Source organism: Streptomyces scabichelini (assembly GCF_011045015.1).
GTDB lineage: Bacteria > Actinomycetota > Actinomycetes > Streptomycetales > Streptomycetaceae > Streptomyces > Streptomyces scabichelini.
The window spans coordinates 75,603-93,809 of the sequence record NZ_JAAKZY010000008.1; the positions used below are offsets into that span (position 1 = coordinate 75,603).

The 18,207-nt window shown below is 70.0% G+C and carries 16 protein-coding genes and 1 pseudogene; 7 read left to right on the plus strand and 10 right to left on the minus strand.

Annotated elements, in window-relative coordinates; genetic code table 11:
• Nucleotides 1-25 precede the first annotated feature (25 nt).
• From G5C60_RS04505 to G5C60_RS04515, 3 genes are all read right to left on the minus strand, one after another.
• Nucleotides 26-676 carry a hypothetical protein gene (locus tag G5C60_RS04505; RefSeq protein ID WP_165254854.1) on the minus strand — a complete coding sequence of 217 codons (651 nt, stop codon included), beginning with the start codon at nucleotides 674-676 and terminating at the stop codon, nucleotides 26-28.
• Nucleotides 677-1,254: 578 nt separating this feature from the next.
• Nucleotides 1,255-1,647 carry a hypothetical protein gene (locus G5C60_RS04510; RefSeq protein WP_165254855.1) on the minus strand — a complete coding sequence of 131 codons (393 nt, stop codon included), beginning with the start codon at nucleotides 1,645-1,647 and terminating at the stop codon, nucleotides 1,255-1,257.
• Between the two features lie 240 nt (nucleotides 1,648-1,887).
• Nucleotides 1,888-2,157 carry a winged helix-turn-helix domain-containing protein gene (locus G5C60_RS04515; protein ID WP_165254856.1) on the minus strand — a complete coding sequence of 90 codons (270 nt, stop codon included), beginning with the start codon at nucleotides 2,155-2,157 and terminating at the stop codon, nucleotides 1,888-1,890.
• Nucleotides 2,158-2,339: 182 nt separating this feature from the next.
• Between G5C60_RS04515 and G5C60_RS04520 the strand changes: the two genes are divergently transcribed.
• Both G5C60_RS04520 and G5C60_RS04525 read left to right on the plus strand, forming a co-directional pair.
• Nucleotides 2,340-2,678 carry a hypothetical protein gene (locus G5C60_RS04520; RefSeq protein ID WP_165254857.1) on the plus strand — a complete coding sequence of 113 codons (339 nt, stop codon included), beginning with the start codon at nucleotides 2,340-2,342 and terminating at the stop codon, nucleotides 2,676-2,678.
• Nucleotides 2,678-3,052, plus strand: a complete 375-nt coding sequence (locus G5C60_RS04525) for a hypothetical protein (protein ID WP_165254858.1) — start codon at nucleotides 2,678-2,680, stop codon at nucleotides 3,050-3,052. Before G5C60_RS04520 ends, G5C60_RS04525 begins: the two co-directional genes overlap by 1 nt.
• Nucleotides 3,053-3,169: 117 nt before the next feature.
• Here the strand turns inward: G5C60_RS04525 and G5C60_RS04530 are convergent, their stop codons facing one another.
• Nucleotides 3,170-4,252 (minus strand): GNAT family N-acetyltransferase, encoded by a 1,083-nt coding sequence (locus tag G5C60_RS04530; RefSeq protein ID WP_165254859.1) that lies wholly within the window; start codon nucleotides 4,250-4,252, stop codon nucleotides 3,170-3,172.
• Between the two features lie 618 nt (nucleotides 4,253-4,870).
• On the opposite strand from G5C60_RS04530, the gene G5C60_RS04535 reads away from it, so the two are divergent.
• On the plus strand, nucleotides 4,871-7,294 hold the full coding sequence (locus tag G5C60_RS04535) for an MFS transporter (protein WP_165254860.1): 2,424 nt from the start codon (nucleotides 4,871-4,873) through the stop codon (nucleotides 7,292-7,294).
• A gap of 119 nt (nucleotides 7,295-7,413) precedes the next feature.
• Here the strand turns inward: G5C60_RS04535 and G5C60_RS04540 are convergent, their stop codons facing one another.
• The 4 genes and pseudogenes from G5C60_RS04540 to G5C60_RS04550 form a co-directional block, all read right to left on the minus strand.
• Nucleotides 7,414-8,253 carry a YceI family protein gene (locus G5C60_RS04540; RefSeq protein WP_165254861.1) on the minus strand — a complete coding sequence of 280 codons (840 nt, stop codon included), beginning with the start codon at nucleotides 8,251-8,253 and terminating at the stop codon, nucleotides 7,414-7,416.
• A 251-nt stretch (nucleotides 8,254-8,504) separates the two neighbouring features.
• Entirely contained in the window at nucleotides 8,505-9,362 is an 858-nt protein-coding gene (locus tag G5C60_RS51555) for an MSCRAMM family protein (RefSeq protein ID WP_420907342.1), read from the minus strand.
• 90 nt (nucleotides 9,363-9,452) lie between these two features.
• Nucleotides 9,453-11,846: pseudogene (locus tag G5C60_RS04545) on the minus strand (MMPL family transporter); the annotation flags it as partial.
• A gap of 183 nt (nucleotides 11,847-12,029) precedes the next feature.
• Nucleotides 12,030-12,620 carry a TetR/AcrR family transcriptional regulator gene (locus tag G5C60_RS04550; RefSeq protein ID WP_165254863.1) on the minus strand — a complete coding sequence of 197 codons (591 nt, stop codon included), beginning with the start codon at nucleotides 12,618-12,620 and terminating at the stop codon, nucleotides 12,030-12,032.
• A 231-nt stretch (nucleotides 12,621-12,851) separates the two neighbouring features.
• Between G5C60_RS04550 and G5C60_RS04555 the strand changes: the two genes are divergently transcribed.
• From G5C60_RS04555 to G5C60_RS04565, 3 genes are all read left to right on the plus strand, one after another.
• Entirely contained in the window at nucleotides 12,852-14,006 is a 1,155-nt protein-coding gene (locus G5C60_RS04555; protein WP_165254864.1) for a sensor histidine kinase, read from the plus strand.
• A complete protein-coding gene (locus G5C60_RS04560) occupies nucleotides 13,994-14,656 on the plus strand; it encodes a LuxR C-terminal-related transcriptional regulator (RefSeq protein ID WP_165254865.1) in 663 nt (220 codons plus the stop codon). Before G5C60_RS04555 ends, G5C60_RS04560 begins: the two co-directional genes overlap by 13 nt.
• Before the next feature lie 251 nt (nucleotides 14,657-14,907).
• Nucleotides 14,908-15,615, plus strand: a complete 708-nt coding sequence (locus tag G5C60_RS04565; protein WP_165254866.1) for a hypothetical protein — start codon at nucleotides 14,908-14,910, stop codon at nucleotides 15,613-15,615.
• Between the two features lie 44 nt (nucleotides 15,616-15,659).
• On the opposite strand, the gene G5C60_RS04570 is transcribed toward G5C60_RS04565, so the two are convergent.
• Nucleotides 15,660-16,286, minus strand: a complete 627-nt coding sequence (locus tag G5C60_RS04570) for a GTP cyclohydrolase II (protein WP_165254867.1) — start codon at nucleotides 16,284-16,286, stop codon at nucleotides 15,660-15,662.
• A 170-nt stretch (nucleotides 16,287-16,456) separates the two neighbouring features.
• Nucleotides 16,457-16,972 (minus strand): MarR family winged helix-turn-helix transcriptional regulator, encoded by a 516-nt coding sequence (locus tag G5C60_RS04575; RefSeq protein ID WP_165254868.1) that lies wholly within the window; start codon nucleotides 16,970-16,972, stop codon nucleotides 16,457-16,459.
• Nucleotides 16,973-17,040: 68 nt separating this feature from the next.
• On the opposite strand from G5C60_RS04575, the gene G5C60_RS04580 reads away from it, so the two are divergent.
• The gene (locus G5C60_RS04580; protein WP_165254869.1) at nucleotides 17,041-18,183 is read left to right on the plus strand and encodes a dihydrofolate reductase family protein; all 1,143 of its coding nucleotides are present in this window, start codon (nucleotides 17,041-17,043) and stop codon (nucleotides 18,181-18,183) included.
• Nucleotides 18,184-18,207 lie beyond the last annotated feature (24 nt).

Below are 18,207 nucleotides of genomic sequence, written 5' to 3' on the forward strand. Positions count from 1 at the left end.
AGTAAGCGGTGGTGTCCCCAGAGGGTCACCGCAGGGCGAGGTACCAGGCCGGCGCGATGCTTACAACGGTCAGAATGCACAAGGCGATCAGACGCCGGCGCTTCACGACTCGGGACCGATGGATATAGCGGAAGCCCATGTCCGGATATCTCGCCGCATGCAGAACGCCTGGCTCCCATACGAGCCTGCCCTGTGAGTCGGTTCGACCTTGGCGAAGATCCCCAGTCGCGCGGCGGCGCCAACGGCGCCCTTCGGCGTCGGTGAACTCCACGAGGCATTGGTCAGGGTCTGGGTCGCCCCTGCCGACGGTGAGTGTGTCCTCAGCAGACGCACCTGGGTCTAGTAGCCCGCCGAGTTCGGGACCGTTCAACGGCAGACCGACGTAACTGAGGGACACGTTGGTGAAGGGCTGGCTGCTGCAATTTTTGACGGTCAGCTTCCAGATCGAGATCGAGGCTTCCAGGCTTGAAGATTGCTGCGTGATCTTCATCTGGAGCATTGATGCGTGCTGGGACGCTTCGCGAAGCTCAGCCTCCCTTTCACGCTCCTCGATGCGGCGTTCCCGAGCGTCTAATTGTTCTGCATGCCGCCTCTGATGCCTGTGTGCGGCGTACGTCGTTGCCAGTCCCCCAAGGCCGATCAGCGCACCGATGACCCCGAACACGACCTCCATCATGAAGGAACCGTACGATCACGCACGTCGTGACCGGGCGCGATCGCCAAGACGTCGTCCGGTATGAGCGCGTTCATGGCTCAACTCGGGTCTTGGGAGTTCTGGGTTTGGCTGGGTGGTTCGTGGCGTGCGTGGCTCCGCGGTCCTGGCTGCGCCCGGGCCCGTTCGGTCCGCCGGGACCGCCGTGAGGAAGCTGGGTCGTCCACGCCCTGTCGATGCTGGCGGGCCATGATGACGGCCGCTACACCTGTCAGGAGGGTGCCTACACCGCTTGTGAGAGCGCCGAGCGCAGTGATCGTGTCGGATGCTGGGCTGGCAGTGGGCGGGGTTGGCGTTGGCGGCGGCTCGACAGGCACACCAGAGCAAGTACTACAACTGTCGTCCGGTGACGACCAGTTGAGGCCTTCGTTGTAGGCGATCATGCAGAAACCTGCGCTGATCAGTGCTGCACCTATGAGGACTAAGAGATGGCACGTGCCGTATGGAAGACGGAGCTTCTGCTCCGCAACCATCTTGATTGGCATGTCCAGGCATGCTGCCAGTTTCGGTTGGATGGGGTCCAATCCGGGGTGGGGTCACCTTTATGTGCTGCGCCGGTATCCGCGACGGTCCGCCATGGCCTTGGTGGCGGTTGCGCCGTACCAGCGGTTCACGCCGTCGGCTGTGTCGTCCGGCTCTGGCCACCGGCCGCGGGTCAGGTCGGCACGGATCGTCCCTGCCTTGATGCCGATGCCCGCGTCCTCCAGCTGCTGGGCGGTGTAGAGCAGGCGGGGTTCGAGCTCGACGGCCTGGCGCTCGATGTGGTCCCGTACGAAGTCGGCGACATCCTGGGCGTCGTATTCCTTGTACCGGCCGCGCTTGTCGACCGGGTCGGGCCACTCGGGATGCCGCGCCCAGGTCTTCGTCACGGTGTGGATGCTCACCCCATACGTCTCGGTGATCTCGGGGGCGATCAAGCCCGGTCGGCCTACCATGGTGGCGAATCTCCTTTGCGGAGTTTTCAACTGGTTCAGGGGCCGACGCGCTGTCACCCCCGGCTTGCCGGGGACTGTGTCGGCCCCTTCCTTGTGCGCTGTGACAGTCCGCGGGGCGTGGGTTGGAAATTGGTTGTGGGTTCGAGCCCTGCAGGGCCTACCCGAGAGCCCCAGCTCAGAGCGGATCTGATCTGGGGCTTCGGTGTGTTTCGGGGCGCCGCGTTGCGTCGCGCGGCCCCTTCAGGCGTTCGGTTCGCTCTCTTCGGGCGCGTCGCCGGCCGGCTCCGGCATTCCGATGACGTACGTCCCCTTCGCGGGCAGAGTGGCGACGAGCCCTCGTTTCCGGAGTTCGACGACGGCGCGACGCACGGTGCCGATGCTCACGCGGTACAGCTCCGTCATGGCTCGCTCGCCCGGCAGCGCGGCGCCCTGCGGCAGTTTGCCGGACGCGATCTCCGCCGCGATGGCATCGGCGAGTTTCACGTACTCGTAGCGCGGAAGCTCACTCATGGTTCCACGGTGCCGCAGCCCAACGCGTATCGCAGTGGCCGAACGCGTTCCGACGCGGTGGGACGCAGTAGTGCACAGAGGGGTGCAGGGGGACGCAGTTCTCGGTATGGTCGATATGACAAGACCCCGGCGAGGTGGCCAGACCTCCCGGGGCACGGCCAACGCTTGTAAGGAGCGTCGACATGACCGACCTTATCCGCCGCACCCTCGAATGGCTGCGCCTCCTCGTCGCCCCGGGCACGGGCAAACGGCGCCGCCCCCACCGGCAGCCTCACTTCTGCGTGCACCTCACCGTCGTACGCCGTCCCTCGGCCCCGCCGCGCCTGCCCCGCCACCGCTCTCCGTACGGCCTCGTCACCTCCCTCGACGGCGCCGAGTCCGCCCTCGTACGCCCCTACCTCACCGCCCACGAACACGAGGCCGCCCTCCAGGAACGCCGTCGCCTCGCGCTCGTTCTCGCCGCCGACTTCGGGATCGACCTCGACCGGCACCTGATCGGCGCGCAGGAGATGGCCGCCTGATGAAGCACACCACCGACTCCGTGGCGACCTCCAACTTCCCCCGCCTGCTGCCCTGGCCGTCCCCCGACGGCAAGCCCTACTACCTGATGACGGACAGCGGCGGCGGGTACGTCTCCCGCCTCGCCGACGACCTGGAAGCCGTGCAGCTCGCCATGGGCGCCGACGTACTCGGCCTCGCCCGCACCGTGCTGGACGACCCGGCGTCGCCGTACACCGAGGTCCGCTACGCCGGCCTCCGGCTCGCCGAGTGCCTGACCGACGCCCTGCGCGTCGCCGAGTCCCGGGGCCTGCGTCTGCCCGCACCGGACACCGCGGGCGCCGAGGACGCCGTCGGCGTCGAGGAGGCCGAAGCGACCGAACGCAGTACGGCGTAACCGGCGACCGAGAGCAGGGGGCGGCCGTTCACGGGCCGGGGGCCGCCCCGGCGTCCGCTGCGGTGGGCGTCCCTGTGCCGAAGTGGCCTGACTGCATGGTGAGTGCTGCTCAGCGCATCAGAAGGGCAGGCCCTGCAGGTTCACGCTGATGGTTGGATGAGGCAGGCCGGACAGGTCGTAGATCATGGTGGTCAGTGGCGAGGTCCGGTCGCCGTCGGGCTGCTGGATGGTGACGGGCACGGAGAGCCGGCGCCATCCCAGCTGTGTGTAGAGCGGGATCAGATCCGGGCGGCAGAGCAGAACCATCGTCTCGGCGCCGGCCGCTCGTGCGTGCTCGAGTGCCACGCTGATCAGCGTCCGGGCGATGCCCTGGCCTCGATGGGCGGGGTGCACCAGCACACCGCCCAGCCCGGCGGCCCGGCGCGGCACTCCGTCGAAGGCCACGTCCCGCAACAGCCATCCCGCGGAGCCCACCGGTCGGCCTTGGGAGACGGCGGTGAGGGTGTGTTGCTTGTCAGCCCACACCAGACCGAGTCCCTTCACCCCGGACGGGTCGGACAGGCCATCGCGGAGTACGGCTTTGTCTTGCGGAGAAGCGGGGCCCGGCGCATGGAGCAGTTGGAGGTCCGCACCACCGTCGTCCACCGGATGCTCGTCCACCGCATGCTCCGCAGCGGCCGTGGCGGCGGGGTCGAACCGGTAGCGCAGACAGTGCCGGCCACTGGACTGGACGGTTCCGTCCGCCTGGGCGCCCAGGCGGCGCAGTACCGCGATCGAGGCCGCGTTGCCGGGCAGGACGAACGCGAAAACGGCGGGGAGGGAGAGGCGGCGAAACGCCAGGTCCAGGCATGCACGGCCCGCCTCGCCGGCGATCCCACGGCCTTGGGCCCGTGGGTGCACGGCGAAACCGAGGTCGACCCCGTACTGGGCCCGATTGCGCAGTCCCACCCGGCCGAGAAACGCGTGCGTCGCGGCGTCCCTGACCGCGAAGTCGCCGTAGCCGTGTCTGGTCCAGTGGGCGGCGTGGTCGTCGCACATGGCCTCGGCAGCGGACCGACTGTCCGCCTGGCCGGTCGCCAGCCATCGCATGACGCTGTCCTGACTGACCACGGCCTCGAAGAGATCGTCGCTGTCCCCGCGGCGGATCGGCTCCATCACAAGCCTCTGGGTGCGCAGAACGGGTCCACTTAACCGGGCCACTCAGCAACTCCTCTCGATCAAAGGCTGAAGGAGCGTACCCGGCGACTCTTGGAGCGATGCGGAGGCAATCGCCCGGTCGGCGCGCCTGGTCGGCGTCGGCGTCCCGCATCGTGACTTGGCCCACAACCGGCGCGGCGATGATCGAAACGTTTGAGTTTCGCTGTGGGGCTGCCTACATTAGCGGTACGAAACTGTTTCGGACACAATAGTGGTGGCGAGGGCCATGAGGACGACCGACGCGGGGGCCGGGCCCAGCGGCGCGTGGCGCGTCAGGCCGACTCTGGAGCGGGAGTTGGGCCCGGCTGCGATCCGTCACTGCGATGACGTCATGCGGCGAATGGCGGAACGCGCCGTGCGCCGCGGCGAGCTGCCGCCGGGCGACCCGGCCATCCCCTTATCGCACCTACGGCAACACCTATCGCATCCCTCGCACCGCGTCTGATCGCCGGGGCGTCCTCGCCCCGCTCGTCGGCCGAGTCGACGCGGAGACCTCGTACCACGACGTACCAAGACGTACTACGGCATACCCGACGTACCACCACGCGCCGTATGGACACCGTCGTCCCGCGGTGCTGACGCACAACTGAGCCATCCCAGCCCCATGAGGGGAGTCCCATCTTGGAACCCATCCCGGTCGATACCGTCCAGGCCGGGCCGTCCGGCCCGGCCCATGCCCATGCCCCAACAAAGCACCGATGGTGGGCACTGGCTGTGATCGGCCTCGCCCAGCTCATGGTGGTGCTCGACGCGACGATCGTGAACATCGCGCTGCCGTCCGCCCAGCAGGACCTGGGCTTCGACAACAACGGGCGGCAGTGGATCGTCACTGCGTACTCCCTGGCCTTCGGCAGTCTGCTGCTGCTCGGCGGGCGGCTCGCCGACCTCTTCGGCCGTAAGGCGACCTTCATCATCGGCCTCATCGGCTTCGCCGCCGCCTCGGCGCTGGGCGGCGCGGCCAACGGCTTCACCATGCTGGTCGTCGCACGTGCGGTGCAGGGCCTGTTCGGCGCGCTGCTCGCTCCGGCGGCGCTCTCCCTGCTCACCACGACGTTCACCGACGCCAAGGAACGCGCCAAGGCGTTCGGCATATTCGGCGCCATCGCCGGCTCCGGAGCGGCCGTCGGCCTCGTCCTCGGCGGCCTGCTCACCGAATACCTGGACTGGCGCTGGACGCTGTACGTCAACGACGTCATCGCGGTTCCCGCACTGATCGGTGCGATCGTCTTCATCGGCCGCTCCGTCCCGGCCGAGCGGCCGAAACTGGACCTCTTCGGTGCCGTCCTGGTCTCCGGTGGCCTGTTCGGCATCGTCTACGGCTTCGCCAACGCGGAGACACACGACTGGGACAACTGGATGACCTGGGGCTTCCTCGCCGCAGGTGGCGTCCTGCTGCTGGCGTTCTTCCTCTGGCAGACCCGTGCGAAGCACCCCGTGCTGCCGCTGCGCGTCCTGGCCGACCGCGACCGCGCCGCCGCTCTGTCGACCATCCTCATCTCGTCCGCCGGGATGTTCGGCGTCTTCCTCTTCCTCACGTACTACCTCCAGTCGACGCTGGGCTACTCGCCGGTGAAGAACGGCGTGGCCTTCCTGCCGATGGTGGCCGCGCTGATGGTGCTGGCGCAGTTGTCCACCAACTGGCTGGTGCCGAAGATCGGACCCAAGATCGTCGTGCCCGTCGGCATGCTGGTGGCCGCGGGCGGCATGGTCTGGCTGACCCGCCTCGACCTGGACAGCAGTTACGCGGCCCATGTGCTGCCGCCGCTGCTGCTGCTCGGCGCGGGGCTCGGTGCGTCGATGCCCGCGGCGATGAGCTACGCCACCCTGGGCGTGCAGGCGAGTGACCAGGGCGTGGCCTCGGCGGCGCTCAACACCACCCAGCAGGTGGGCGGTTCGATCAGCACCGCGCTGCTGAACACCCTGGCCGCCAGCGCCGCCACCGCCTACGCGAAGGACCATCTGACCGACCCGCTGGTCAAGGCGAACGCAGCGCTGCACAGCTACGAAGTCGCCTACTGGTGGTCGGCCGGCTTCTTCGCCTTCGGCGTGATCGTCACGATGCTGCTGTTCCGCTCCAAGAAGAGCGCGCGCCTGGCCGCGGCGGATGCCAAGGCCCAGGCAGAGGCCCAGGCGGAGGCCCAGGCGGAGGTCCAGGTCCCGGCCCCGGATACGGATACGGATGCGGCCCTGGTCGGCACCGAGGCCGTCCGGCAGACGGCCCCCACGGCCACGCTTTCGGCCACCGGTGCCGGTGCCGGTGACACGGGCGGGGGCGATGCGGCTACCGTCCGCGGACGGGTGCGGGACGGCGCGGGAGCACCCGTACCACGCACCGCGATCACCCTGCTGGACACGGCGGGCCACCAAGTTGCCCGCGCCACCTCCCGTGACGACGGCTCGTACGAGGTGGACTGTCCCGCCACCCCCGAGCGCGGCAGCCTGGTCCTCATCGGCTCGGCACCCGGTTACCAGCCACAGGTCGCCACCCTGACCGTGAACGGCGCGCCCCTCTCCTACGACCTCGTGATACTCCCCAGCACCGGCGGCCTGGCCGGTACGGTGCGCGGCGAGGACGGCGCTGCCCTGCCCGGCGCCCTGGTGGTGGCCACCGACCAACGTGGTGAAGTGACGGCCTCCGCCACCGCCGCGAACGACGGCGATTACCGGATCAGCGACCTGCTGCCCGGCGACTACACGCTCAGCGTCAGCGCACCCGGCCACCGCCCGGCCGCCGTGTCGGCAACCGTCTCCGCCGAGGGCACCCACTGCGACATCCAGCTTTCTGTCGCGGCGACTCTGCGGGGGACGGTGCACAACCAGGACGGCCGTGCGCTGGACGACGCCAGGGTCACCTTGGTCGACGCCGCAGGCAACGTCGTCGGGACACGCACGACCAGCGTCGACGGGAGCTACTCCTTCACCGACCTCTCCAGCCAGCAGTACAGCGTGATCGCCAGCGGCTACCCGCCGGTTGCCGTACCGATCACACTGAGCAGCGGCAGCCACGACGGCGTCGACATACTGCTGGGCCACAAAGAGCCGTAGACAGAGCACATAGACAGAGCCATAGACGCAGCGTCCGCCGCCCGGGAGGTTCCGGGCGGCGGACGCGTGAACGTAACCCTTCCACACCCTTCTCCTGACAGGTCTGCACCCTTCTCCTGTCAGGCGATGGGCGGCAGTTGCTCGCCCTGGACGGCCTGGATGTCGAGTTCCACGCGGAGGGTGGTGCCGATGGCCGCGATGCCGGCCTGGACGACCTGGTTGTAGTTCATGGCGAAGTCCTCGCGCCGCAGTTCGGTCGTGGCGCGGAACGAAGCCCGCACGCCGCCCCACGGGTCGGGGCCGCTGCCCAGGTAGGACAGGTCAAGGTCGACGGACCGGGCCACGCCGTGCAGAACGAGTTCGCCGTGGACGGTCCAGCGGGCCTCGCCCGCCGGGGTGATGCCCTCGCTGCGGTAGGTGATCTTGGGGTGGACGTCCACGTCGAGGAAGTCCGGGGAACGCAGGTGGCCGTCGCGCATCCCGTTGCCCGTGTCGATCGAGGTGGCCTCGATGACCGCCTCCACACTCGACGACAGCGGGTTCTCCGCGACCTCGATCCGGCCGCCGAACTCCTTGAACCGGCCGTGCACACTGGTCAGCGCGAGGTGCTGGGCGACCGCGCTCACGGTGGAGTGCGCGGGGTCGATCGTCCACGGCCCGGGTGGCGGCAGCTCCACGCCCCCGGCGCGGGCCAGGACCAGTGAGCCGAGGTCGGCACCGCCGGAGGCGGTCACGATGGCGGTGTGGGCGGCCGGGCTGTAGCCGACGGCGGTGACGATCACGGTGTAGGCGCCGGGCGGCAGGGCGCCGGTCGCCACGACGCCCTCCTGTGACGCGGCCTCGCGCAGCATCTGCTGTCCCGTCATGTCGGTGACGGTCAGCACGGCATGCGGGACGGCCCAGCCGTCCTTGGTGCGGATCCGGGCCCGCAGGCCGCCGCCAGTTCCGGTGGTGGTCATGGTTGCTGCCCTTCGAAGTCGCCAGAGAGTAGTCGTCAGAAAGTGGCCAAAAATGTCGTCAGAAACCTGCGATGTGATGCAGGCCCCCGGCCGGGGCGGCCTGTGCCGTCCCCTGCTCCGCCGCCCCGGCCGGGGGCCCTGTGGTGCCGGTCCGTACGAATCCGCAGTCGTACGAATCTGCAGTCGTACGCAACCTCAGCTGTACGCATCCGCAGCCGTACGGACCGGCGTCTGTGGCGGCCCGGTGCAGGTCACCCCTCGGGGTGGCGCAGCTCCAGGTCGAAGCCGTCCGCGCCGCCGCCCTCGACGGTGAGCGCGGTGGCGACCGGCGGGTAGCCGCTGGCGATCAGCGAGTACTCGCCCACGTCCAGGTCGGTGAAGGCGTACGCGCCGTCCGACCCGGTGGTGGCGGTGCCGACCACGTTGCCCGCGGCGTCTACCAGGGTGACCCGCGCGTCCGGTAGCGGAAGCCGACCGGCTCCCGCCCGCACCACGCCCTGCAACTGGACACCGGCCCGCAGGCGGACGTCCAGCCGGGTCACGCCCGCGCCGGAGATCTGGACCGGGACCGCGGTGGGCCGACGGCCGCTCGCGTTGACGGCGACTGTGAGATCACCGGCGGGCAGTTCGGCAACGGAGAAGGCGCCCTTGGCATCGGACTTGACCGTCGACAGCACCTCGCCACGCACATCGGTGACGATGATCATCGCGCCCTCGACCGGCCACCCGTCGTCCGCGTCGGTCACGGTGCCGGCCAGCCCGCTGGTCCCGGAGAGCAGCACGTCGTACGTCACCGGCTCCTCGCCCACCACTACGGTGGCGGCCTGCGGCTCATGGCCGTCGGCCGCGGCGATCAGGACGTACGAGCCGGAGCCCGGCGTCGCCAGCGAGTACCGGCCGTCGGACCGGGCGACGGTCCGGCCGAGTTGACGCCCCGTCAGGGAGATCAGCGTCAGCGTGGCGCCGCCTACGCCCGTGCCCTCCGCGCCGCGCACCTGGCCGCCGATGGCCGGCCCGCCCGTCGCCGGGGTGGCGTCGCCGCGCCCGGTGTAGGCGTACGCGGCCGTCGGTTCGGTCTGCGTCCGCTGCCGTAGGGCGCCGGCGCCCACGAGAACCGGCTCCCGCTGCGGCTCCCGCTCACGCTCCGGTTGCGGCTCCTGCTCCCGCTCGACCTCCCGCTCGACGGACGAGATCTCCGACTCCTTGCCCTGGTTCGACTCCTTGCGCTGGTTCTCGGCGTGTGCGCGCAGGCCCTCGCCCTCCACGTCCACGTTGGGCAGGGCGCGGTCCAGCCACTTCGGCAGCCACCAGGCCGCCTTGCCCAGCAGGGCCAGTACGGCCGGGACGATGGCCATGCGGACGACGAACGCGTCGAAGAAGACCGCGATCGCCAGGCCGAAACCCATCATCTTGATCATGGACTCGCTGGAGCCGATGAAGCCGGCGAAGACGGAGATCATGATGACCGCGGCGGCCGTGACCACGCGTGCACCGTGCTTGAAGCCGGTCACCACGGCCTGCTTGGGCTTCTCGCCGTGGACGTAGGCCTCGCGCATCCGGGTCACGAGGAAGACCTCGTAGTCCATCGCCAGGCCGAAGACCACGCCGATGAGGAAGATCGGCGTCATCGACATGATCGGGCCGGTCTCCTCGACGCCGATCAGGCCGGCCAGCCAGCCCCACTGGAAGACCGCGACCACGGCACCCAGGGCCGCCAGCACCGACAGCAGGAAGCCGAGGGCTGCCTTCAACGGGACCAGGATCGAGCGGAAGACCACCATCAGGAGCAGGAAGGCGAGACCGACCACCAGGGCCAGGTAGGGGACCAGCGCGTCGGTCAGCTTCTGCGAGAAGTCGATGTTCATCGCCGTCGTGCCGGTGACCAGCACCCGCGCGTCCGTGTCGGCCTTGATGCCGTCCGCCTTGTCACGGATGGCGTGCACCAGGTCCTCGGTCTGCGTGGAGGACGGCTTGGAGTCCGGGATGACGGTGATCGTCGCCGTGTCGCCGGCCTTGTTGAACGCCGCCGGGGTGACCGTGGCGACATCCTTCAGGCCCTTGATGTCGTCGGTCACCGTGGTGGCGGCCGCCTTCGGGTCTGCGCTGTCCTTCGCGTCGACGACGACCATCAGCGGGCCGTTGAAGCCGGGGCCGAAGCCGTCCGAGAGGAGGTCGTACGCCTGCCGCTGCGTCGTGGACTTCGGCTGCGTACCGTCGTCGGGGAGCCCGAGTTCCAGCTGGGTCACCGGGACGGCCACCGCACCCAGGGCGGCCACGGCCAGCAGCAGGACGGCGGCGGGCCGGCGAACGACGAAGCTCGCCCAGCGACTGCCCATGTTGGGCCTGCCCTCGCCCCCGACGGCCGCGCTCCCGGCCCCGACGGCCGCGCTCCCGGCCCCGACGGCCGCGCTCCCGGCCCCGACGGCCGCGCTCCCGGCCCCGACGGCCGTGCCCTCGGCCCCGACGGCCGCGCCCTCGGCTCCTGCGGCCTTGCCCTCGGCTCCTGCGGTCTTGCCCCGGGACCCGGCGGGCTCCTTCGCCTTCCTGCGCCTGCCGCCGCCGAACCGCCTGCCCTTCCTCTCGGCCGGCTGGATCCTCCGTCCCGCGTAACCGAGCAGCGCCGGGATCATCGTGAGGGCGATCACGACCGCGATCGCGACCGTGGCCGCCGCCGCGATGCCCATCTTGGTCAGCATCGGGACGTTGACGACCGCGAGGCCGACGAGCGCGATCACGACCGTCAGTCCGGCGAAGACCACCGCCGAACCGGCCGTGCCGGTGGCCCGCCCGACCGCCTCCTCGCGCTCGCGGCCCTCGGCCAGCTCGGCCCGGTAGCGAGAGACGATGAACAGGGCGTAGTCGATGCCGACGGCGATGCCGATCATCATGGCCAGCGTGGAGGTGGTGGTGCCGAGGTCGAGTGTGCTGGCGAGGGCCGTGATGCCCGCGACGCCGATGCCCACCCCGATGATGGCGGTCAGCAGCGGCAGCCCGGCCGCGACCAGCGAGCCCAGCGTGACGATGAGGACGACCGCGGCGACGGCGATGCCGATGATCTCCCCCGCGCCCGTCTCGGGCGTCGCCTGGAGCGCGTCACCGCCGACCTCGACGGTCAGCCCCGAGTGCCGGGACTCCTCCACCGTCTTCTCCAGGAAGTCCTTGGTGGAGTCCTCCAGCTCCATCGCCGGGGCCTTGTACTTCACCTGCGCGTAGGCGATCGTCCCGTCCTTGCTCACCGCGTTCGGCGAGGCGAACGGGTCGGTGACGGAGCCGACCTCGGCGCCTGAGCCGAGCTCCCTGACGGTTTGCCCGACGACCGCCTTGTTGTCGGCGTCCGACATCTTCTCGCCCGCAGGGGCTTTGAAGACGACCCGCGCGGTGGCCCCGTCCGCGCTCGCGCCGGGGGAGCGCTGGTCCAGCAGGTCGAAGGCCTTCTGAGCCTCGGTGCCGGGGATGGAGAAGGACGATGAGCCCGCGGAGGGGGCGTTGAACGCCGCGACGCCGGCGACGGCCAGCAGTGCCGCCCAGAACAGGGCGATGAAGTGCCGTCGCCGGAAAGCGAATCGGCCGAGTTTGTAAAGGAAGGTGGCCACGGGACGTGCTCCCGGTCAGTCGTGGTGGTTCAGGGCAGGGGGGACCGGCCCGACGACGTGAGCGGTGTCGTGTCAGGTACGGCTGGGGGGGATCGGGTGGCTGCTGGGGACTGGAAGAAAGGGCAGGATCGAAAAGGCAGGGTCAGAGGGATGGGTCGAAAGGGAAGGGTCGAAAGGGAAGGGTCAGACGCCGAGGGCGGGGAGAACCACGGCGTCGATGTAGGAACACAGGAACGCCCGCGTCGGCGGCAGTTCGTCGATCATGGTGCGGGCGACGAACGCGCCGATCAGCATGTGCACCACATACGCCAGTGCGGGATTGTCCGCACGGACCTCGCTCCGGTCGACAGCCCGCTGCAGCACCCGGCTGAACTCGGCCATCTCCGGTTCGATGAGCAGTTCCCGGAACGCACGCAGGAGGTCCGGGTTGTGGTGCATCGCCATGGCCAGACCGCGCATCAGCGAGGAGGTCCGTTCCATGTCGGAGTCATCCTCTTGGGACAGCAGGGCGTAGAAGTCGCCCCGCAGCGATCCGGTGTCGACGTCGGCGATGCTGCCCGGCTTGGTGTGACGCATCGCCTTGGCGACCAGCTGGGCCTTGCCGCCCCACTGGCGGTAGAGCGTCGCCTTGCTGGACCGGGTACGCGCGGCCACGGTGTCCATGGTCAGCGAGTCATAGCCGACTTCGCGGAGCAGGTCGAGCACGGCCGCGTACAGCTCGGCCTCACGTTCGGGCGTGATCCGACTGCGACGCGGCGCTGCGATCTCAGTCATCCCGCTCCTTCCACTTCCACATGTGAACGATACGGTTTCGTACAGCTTGGCTGTACGCCCACGACCATACCCCCAACGCAAAGGGAACGAAACAGTTTCGTACGTCACATCAGCGCAGACAAGCGCAGACCGAGCGCGGACCGAGCGCAGACCCATGGTGTAGCCGACTACACCATCGCCAGGGGAGTCCGCTCCCCCGACCGTCGGTCTTGATTCGCTTAGCGTTGGTGCATGTGGAAATCCGTGCGGCAGGCCGCACGGGCGAGCCGCCAGCTGTTTCTGTCCGCGGTCATCGCCTTCGGGAACTACCTGTTCATCACCGTGCTGCTGCTCGCCGCGACCGGAACGCTCGCCGTGGTCGGGGCCTGGCTGCTGCCCGAGTGCGTGCTGCTCATCCGCGACATCACCGGGACCAAGCGTCGCCGTGTCACCGCGTGGACGGGCCGGAAGATTCCCGAGGCGTACCAGTCGATCAACGGCGATCTGCCCGCGCGTATACGTACGGCCGTCCGCGACCCGGGCACGTACACCGACCTGCGCTGGATGGCCGCCTACTACGCATACGGCCTGCTTCCGGTCCTCGCGCTGCCGCTGTGGCCGCTGGGCCTGCTCGTCGACGGCGTGTGGTGCGGGCTGCTGCGCCGTGAGGCGGTCGTCCTGCCGTTGATCAGCCGGCTCGCCGATCTGGACGCCCGCTGGTCGGAGGCCTTGCTCGAGCCCTCGCCCAAGGCGCGGCTCGCCGCCCGGGTCGAGGAACTGTCCGCCACCAGGGCGGACGCGATCGCCGCGCACGGTGCCGAACTGCGCCGTATCGAAAGGGACTTGCACGACGGCGCCCAGGCCAGGCTGGTGGCCCTTTCCATGCGGATCGGGCTGGCGACCCGGGCCTACGACCGCGATCCGGAGGCCGCGCGCAAGCTTCTGGCCGACGCGCAGGACCAGGCGGAGGAGGCCCTGACCGAGCTGCGGCAGGTCGTACGCGGCATCCACCCGCCGATCCTCACCGACCGCGGACTCGTCGGGGCGGTCCGGGCGCTGGCGGCGAGCGGCGGCTTGGACGTGACCGTGGATGTGGACGGGCTGGAGGGCGACGGGGTGCGGGCCCCGGCCGCGGTGGAGGCGGCCGCGTACTTCGTGGTGGCCGAGGCACTGACCAACGCCGCCAAGCACGGCGGATCCCCGCGGGCGTCGGTGCGCCTGGAGCGTGTCCGCAAGGGACTGCGAGCCGTCGTACGCGACGAAGGCCTGGGCGGTGCGGACGAGGCGGGCGGTTCGGGGCTGCTCGGGATTCGCCGCCGGGTCGCCGCCCTGGACGGGGCGATGACCGTGACCAGCCCCGTCGGGGGCCCGACCGTGATCGAAGTGGAGCTGCCGTGCGTGTGGTGATCGCCGAGGACAACGCCCTGCTGCGGGAGGGGATGGTCCTGCTGCTGACCTCGGCGGGGTACGAGGTCGTCGCCGTCGTCGGAACGGGGCCGGAGATCCTTCCGGCGCTGCTGGCCCACCGCCCGGATGCCGCGGTGCTCGATGTGCGGATGCCGCCGGACTTCCGCGACGAGGGCCTGCGCGCCGCGCTCGCGGCCCGGGAGGAACTCCCCGGCCTGCCGGTGCTGGTGCTCTCGCAGTACGTCGAGGCGTCGTACGCAGCCGAACTGCTGGGCGGCGGTGGGGCGAGCGGCGTGGGCTATCTGCTCAAGGACCGGGTGGGCCGGGTGGACGAGTTCCTGGACGCGCTGGAACGGGTCGCCGCGGGCGGCACCGCCCTCGACCCCGAGGTCGTCACGGAACTCCTCACCCGGCGTCGCGATACGCCCCTGGACTCGCTGACCCCGCGCGAGCGCGAGGTGCTGGGCCTGATGGCCGAGGGCCACGACAACACCACGATCGCCAGGACCCTCGTCATCTCGGAACGCGCGGTCAGCAAGCACATCGGCAACGTGTTCCTGAAGCTGAGGCTGCCGACCGGCGACAGCGGCCACCGCAGGGTGCTGGCGGTCCTGGCCCATCTCAACAGCTCGTTCAGTCAGAGGAGTTGAGGGCACGCGGGGACGGCGTCGGCCGCGCTGCCTGCGCTGCCTGTAGCCGCCTGCGCCGCGTGCGTCGGGGTGGTCCGTGAGTGCCTGTTTCGTATTCCCGCATGGAGGCACAAGCCGTGACCAGCGCCCAGGCTGCTCCTCGGGACCCCTCCCCGCCTCAGATCGTTACCGTGCTGGTCTCGGAGGCCACGCGCTCCGTCGGCCCTCGCGGCGAAGGGTGCGTCAGCGAGCGCGAGCGGATGGACGGTGAGATGAGGCGTCTTGTGATCCCGGCCGTGGCAGCCGTCGTGGCACTGGTCGGTGGCTGCGCCGACGAGCCGAGCGGCTGCGATGCGAAGCCGAAGCTCTCGGAGGCAGAGGGCGAGAAGCGGCCGGTGGAGATCGAACCGAGCCAACGGCATCCCGGCATCGTCGACTCCGAGTTGGAGGACGCCCTCCCGTCGCCGGAGCTCGAGGCGGAGCCCGTCGAGAAGGTGCTCAACCACCTGCGGCAGGAGACGCTGCGCATGGCCGGCGTCATCGGCGAGACCGGTCCCGGCAAGTGCGATGGCGAGGTCATGCGGCCACGCGGCGAGACCGTCCGCTGCACCGTGTCCTTCGAGGGGGTGACGGTACCCTGGCTGGTCACCAGCCAGGGCAACACGTCGGGCACCGCCGGGGCCTTCAGCCAGGACTTCGTCTACACGGCCCAGCCGCTGAAGACCGTTCACACCGCCCAGTCGGTCTACGACTGGTTCGCCTGGGAGACCGGGAAGAACGGGACGACGGAGGGCCCAACGGCGCCGGTGGATCCGCGGTGCGACCGGCTTCCGAAGGTGTTCACGGCAGAGCCCGGCGAGGAAACCGGCTACTTCTGCCAGGACATCTCTGTGGGCTGCACCGACGACGTCCAGCACGTCGAGTGGTCCGACCATGCCATCCACGTCGACAAGCTCGGGCGGCTGTCGTTCCTCGCCTAGCTCCACTGACCGGCCCGGGGCTGCGCCGTACCGTGCAGGCGGCGTCAGCCCGCGCTGAGTTCCGGCAACGGCAGCGTGTGCTGGGTCTGGAGCACCTTGGCTCGCAGGTAGCGGACATTGTGGGCCGTCGTGAACACGCCCGTCGGGACACGGTGCCGCACGTCCACACCCAGAGTGCGGAGCTGTTCCGCCTTGTCGGGGTTGTTGGACAGCAGGTCGAGTGACGTGATGCCCAGGGCCGTCAGCATCTGGGCCGCCGACGTGTAGTCGCGGGCGTCCTCCGGCAGCCCGAGGGCCGTGTTCGCGGCGTACGTGTCGAGGCCCTCGTCCTGGAGGGCGTACGCGTCGAGCTTGTTGTAGAGGCCGATGCCCCGGCCCTCCTGGCGGAGGTAGAGGAGTACGCCGCCTCTCGTGGCGATCTGTTCGACCGCCTCGCGGAGCTGCGGGCCGCAGTCGCAGCGGGCCGAGCCGAAGACGTCGCCCGTCAGGCACTCGGAGTGGAGGCGGACCAGCGGGGTCGCCGAAGGGGTGCCGAGGACGAGCGCCACATGTTCCTGGCCGTCGGTCAGTCCGTGGAAGGTGACCACGTCGGCGTCGACGCTGTAGCCGTCTTGGAAACGCAGCGGTACCCGGACGCGTGCGCGCGGGGTGGCGGCGGGGAGATCTGGCATGCGGGTTCTCCGAGTCCAGGTTCTGATCTGCTTCAAAAGCTGCTGCAGAAACTGCTGGAAAAATCTGCTTCAGATTTGAAGCAGGCTCTTGGATCGAGACCCTACCCCATGCTTGAAAGTTGAAGCAATGCTTCCGGGGGTTACTTATGGAGGTTGCTTACGGGGGTTGCTTACGAGCAGTGCGTGGACGAGCGCCGCCGCCACGGAAGATCGTCGGACGCGGCCTGCGCCCCGTCCCCCTGGATCGCCCGCGCGACCCCCGTACAGATCTCCTCCAGCTGCTCCACCTGCTGCGGGGTGAGGTGCTCGAAGAGGGAGGCACGGACCGTCTCGACGTGGCCCGGTGCCGCACGCTCCAGGGTGGCCATCCCCTCGTCGGTCAGGATCGCGAGGCTGCCCCGCTTGTCCATGCTGCATGCTTCACGACGTATGGCCCCGTCCTTCTCCAGGCGCGTCACCGCGTAGGTCAGCCGGCTGCGGGTGATCTTCAGCGCCTCGGCGAGATCGGTCATGCGCAGACAGCGGTGGGGTGCCTCGGAGAGGGTGGCCAGGATGGAGTAGTAGAGGTGCGGCATGCCGGCCTCCTGCTGGAGCTGCCGGTCGATCGCGTCCTCCAGAAGATGGGAGGCGGCGATGTACGCGCGCCAGGCGCGCTGCTCCTCGGGGGTGAGCCAGCGGGTCGTCATGCCACCAGTCTAGGTACTGTTTAAAAGTTGAACCACCAAGGATCGCAGCCGAGCGGAGAGTACGCCCCATGCCCCACCCCTACGTCCTGTTGTCCGCCGCCGTCTCCCTCGACGGCTGCCTGGACGACACCGGGCCCGAACGGCTGCTGCTCTCCGGCCCGGCCGACTTCGACCGGGTCGACGAGGTGCGGGCGGCGTCCGACGCGATCCTGGTCGGCGCGGGCACCCTGCGCGCCGACAATCCCCGCCTCCTGGTCAACTCCGCCGAGCGACGGGCGGCCAGGGTGGCGGAAGGCCGTCCGGAGTACCCGCTGAAGGTCACCGTCAGCGGCAGCGGAGACCTGGACCCGACCCTGAAGTTCTGGTCCACGGGCGGCGAGAAGGTCGTCTACACGACGGACAAGGGAGCCGGGAGGGCCACCGCGGCTCTCCGCGGCCTCGGCGTCGATGTCGTCCCCGTCGGGCCCGACCTCGACTGGGCGGCCGTACTCGAGCATCTTCACGACGTACGAGGCGTGCGGCGGCTCATGGTCGAAGGGGGCGGACAGGTACACACGCAGCTGCTTCAGGAAGGTCTCGCGGACGAGATCCAGCTCGCCCTCGCGCCCCTCCTCGTGGGGCAGCCGGACGCACCGCGGCTGTTCGGGCCCGGCGGCTACCCGGGCGGGGTGCGCAACCGGATGCGGCTGGTGGAGACGCGCCCGGTGGGCGATGTGGTGCTCATGCGGTACGTGCCCACGGCACCCGGCGTCGGGCGGCTCGCCTCCGCCGCCGACCGGCACTGGCTGGCGCTCGCCTGCGAGCTCGCCGCCGCGTGCCCGCCCTCGCGGACCGCTTTCAGCGTCGGCGCGGTCGTCGTCGCGGCCGACGGCACGGAGCTCGCCCACGGCCACTCCCGCGAGTCCGACCCCGTGTCGCACGCCGAGGAGGCCGCGCTCGCCAAGCTCGACCCGGCCGACCCGCGCCTCACCGGCGCCACCGTCTACAGCAGCCTGGAACCCTGCGCCCGCCGCGCCTCCCGGCCCGCCCCCTGTGCCCGGCTGATCCTCGACGCGGGCGTACGCCGCGTGGTCACCGCCTGGCGCGAGCCCGACACGTTCGTGGCGTCCGCGGACGGCAGCGGTCTGCTGTCCGCGGAGGGCGCCGACGTCGTCGTACTCCCGGAATACGCGGAACGGGCCGCCGAGCCCAACCGGCACCTCCTCGGCTGAGGGCAGGAAGCCTGGGTTGAGGGC